A 3355-nucleotide genomic window follows, 5' to 3' on the forward strand; every position below is an offset into this window, starting at 1 on the left:
TTCCACACGGCCGGGAACGCGGTAGGTGAACCACTCGAGTGGAACCAGTCCGATACCCCGCACATCGACCACAACCATCGCGACTACCCCAAGCGCCTGACAACACCCCACACAGCAACAGCCGCCGACCGGAATCCCATAACAGACCCCAGCCGACGGCTGCGCATTCAACCAACTACTAAGCGTCCCCACCGGTCAATTCGGTAGCACGCTCCTCCGCATCAGTCTCACCATCTTCATCAGCAGCCGCAGCATTGAGGAACCACTGCAACCCCTCATCAGTACGCCCAGCAGCCACAAGAGCATCGGCATACGCATAGAACAACCGCGCAGCAGCCGACCCCGTACGAGCCGGATTCAGATCCGACGACTGCAGCGTCACCACAGCCTGATCGAACTGCCCCAAATCCATCCGGGCACCGGCAACAACGATCCGCAACTCGGTCGCCTCGTCACCGGTAAGCGCCTGCGCTTCCTCACTACGCCCCAACTCGATAGCCCGTTCCGGCCGCCCGAGCCCACGCTCACAGTCAGCCATCACAGCGAGCAGCCCGGACCCACCCGACATGCGCCGCGCGGTCCGCAGCTCCGACAGTGCCTCGGCCCATTCCTCGGCGTGGTAGGCCACCACACCGGCGGTCTCACGCACGACAGCGATGCGCCCCGCCCGCTGCCTGGCGGCCCTGGCATGGGCCAGCGCCAGGCGCGGATCGTCTTCGAGCAGCTCGACGGCCATGACCATGTGCCGAGCGACGGTCTCGGCATTACTCTTGTCCAGGCTCAGCAGATCGCGGCGCACAGCCGGATCCAGATCGGAGGCCTGCACGTCCTCGGGGATATCGGGCTCTTCCGGACGGGCAGCCCGACGATCGGTCGGCCTGCCGCCCGCGGCACGAGCACCCTCGCCGCCACGACGGCGATCATCGTTGTCGAACCGGCTGTCGCCCGAGTCGCGGTAACCGCTCCCGCCGCGGTCGCCACCACGGCCCGAACGGTCGTCACCACGCGGTGCACGATCGCTACCACGATCCGAGCGGAAGCCCCCACGACTGGAGCGATCATCGTCGCGGTCGCCGCCGCGTGCCCGGTCATCCACACGGCTCGAGTCGTCTGCACCACGATCCGAGCCGACGTCTTCGCGGTCCGAACGATCGTCGGAACGGACCGAATCCTCGCTCTCACGCGATGCACGAGCGGAGTCACGATCCGAATCATCGTTGCCGCGGTCAGGTCCGGAGCTCGCGCGATCCGACTCGTTCTCGCCGGCGTTCGAGCTGTCGATATCGGCGACCGCTGGTTCCGCGGCGTTGTCCGAGCCGCGCGACTTCGTGTTGCCACCGATGTCGCCGATCGGGCTGTTGCTCGCACGGCGATCGTCGGCGCCCGAGCCAGTTGCCTGGTCGTCGTTGCCCGAGAGCTTGGAGCGAGTGCCACCGGAGTCACCCGGCTGGTCGTCGTGGTCCGAGCTCTTCCGGTGCTCGGACTCGCTCGGGCCGCCTGCCCCTTCACGCCCGGAATCGGCGGCGCCGGAATCCACGGGTTCGGTCGACGACTTGCCCTGCTCAGTGGACGCGTCCTGGGCAACGCGGTCTGCCAGAACGCCCTCGGCGTCGCCCACCGAGATCACGCCGAGCACATCGCCTTCGCGTTCCTTCCGCTTCTCACGGTAGGTGCCGTCCAGGGGCGCGCCGTCCTCGCCGACGAACTTACCGCGACCGCCGGTCCCGGTATTGCGCTTGAACCCACCGCGTCCACGGTCGTCGTCGCGACGGGCACCACGATCGTCATCGCGTCGCTGATACCCACCCCGATCGGAGCTGCCACCCCGCGAACGGTCATCGCTCTCACCACGTCGGAACCCACCCTGGTCCCCACCGCGATCGAATCCACCGCGCGAACGATCGCCGCCCTCGCTGCGACGGAAACCGCCACGATCGCCACCGCGATCAGAGGAGCCGCGCGAACGGTCATCACCTTCATTACGGCGGAAGCCACCACGATCCCCACCGCGATCCGAGCTGCCGCGCGAACGGTCATCACCCTCGTTACGACGGAAGCCCCCGCGATCCGACGAGCCACGCGAACGATCGTCGCCTTCGTTACGGCGGAAACCGCCGCGATCCCCACCGCGATCCGAACTACCGCGCGAACGGTCATCACCTTCGCGGCGGAAGCCACCACGGTCCGAACTCCCGCTTCGGCGGTCGTCGCTGCCACGGAAACCACCACGGTCTCCGCCGCGATCGAACCCACCGCGCGACCGATCGTCGCCTTCGTTACGTCGGAAGCCACCGCGATCCCCACCGCGATCCGAACTACCGCGCGAACGGTCATCGCCTTCGTTGCGCCGGAAACCGCCACGATCGCCACCGCGATCCGAGCTACCGCGCGAACGGTCATCGCCCTCGCTGCGCCGGAAACCGCCACGGTCGGAACCACCACGACGGTCGTCATTGCCGCGGAAACCACCGCGGTCAGAACTACCGCGCGACCGATCGTCGCCTTCGTTGCGTCGGAAGCCGCCGCGATCCCCACCGCGGTCCGAGGTGCCGCGCGAACGATCGTCACCTTCATTACGTCGGAAGCCACCACGGTCCGAACCACCGCTTCGGCGGTCATCGCTGCCACGGAAACCACCACGGTCTCCGCCGCGATCGAACCCACCGCGCGACCGATCGTCGCCTTCGTTACGTCGGAAGCCGCCGCGATCGCCACCGCGATCCGAGCTGCCGCGCGAACGGTCATCGCCCTCGTTGCGACGGAATCCACCACCGCCACGGGGGCGGTCGTCATCGTTGCGACGGGAGCCGCCGCGGTCACCACCGCGGTCGAAACCGCCTGCGGGACGGTCGGATTCGTCGCGACGGCGGAAGCCACCACGATCACCGGAACCGCCGCGTGCGGCGTCGTCGCGCCGGGGGTAGCCGCCCTTGCCGCTGTCGTCGCGGCGCTGGTAGCCACTGCGGTCCGAACCCCCACGATCGCCGCTGTCGTCGCGGCGGAAACCGCCTCGGTCGCCGGAACCGCCGCGATCGTCACGGTTGTAGCCGCCGCGGCCGGAGCCGCCGGCCGAGCCACGATTGTCGCTTTGACCGCCTCGGGGGCGGTCGGTCGGTTCGCCGCGCCGGCCGAAACCGCGGGCGTCTCCGTCCCGGCGGAAAGACTTCCGTCCGTCGTTGTGTTCCGACACGGCGATCCCTTTCTAGGTTCCCCGGCCTCCGGGGAGAGTTGTCATGGCCCCGCCTGCAAAGAATTCAACCACGGGCGGACAACGGGGCATCGTCCGCCTGGCGTGCCGGGGACATTTCTGCCCCACAAACGCCGATAGGGGACCCAAATAAGGGTCCCCTATCGC

At 68.2% G+C, this 3355-nt stretch carries 2 protein-coding genes; both read right to left on the bottom strand.

The genetic code is table 11. The features are described from left to right. Positions 1–178 precede the first annotated feature (178 nt). Entirely contained in the window at positions 179–1096 is a 918-nt protein-coding gene (locus NCO8_RS14995) for a hypothetical protein (RefSeq protein WP_084457189.1), read from the bottom strand. Between the two features lie 527 nt (positions 1097–1623). Further along, entirely contained in the window at positions 1624–2745 is a 1122-nt protein-coding gene (locus tag NCO8_RS31345) for a hypothetical protein (protein WP_157104931.1), read from the bottom strand. Between the last annotated feature and the right edge of the window lie 610 nt (positions 2746–3355).

Source organism: Nocardia coubleae NBRC 108252, from assembly GCF_001612805.1.
Taxonomy (GTDB): Bacteria; Actinomycetota; Actinomycetes; order Mycobacteriales; family Mycobacteriaceae; genus Nocardia; species Nocardia coubleae.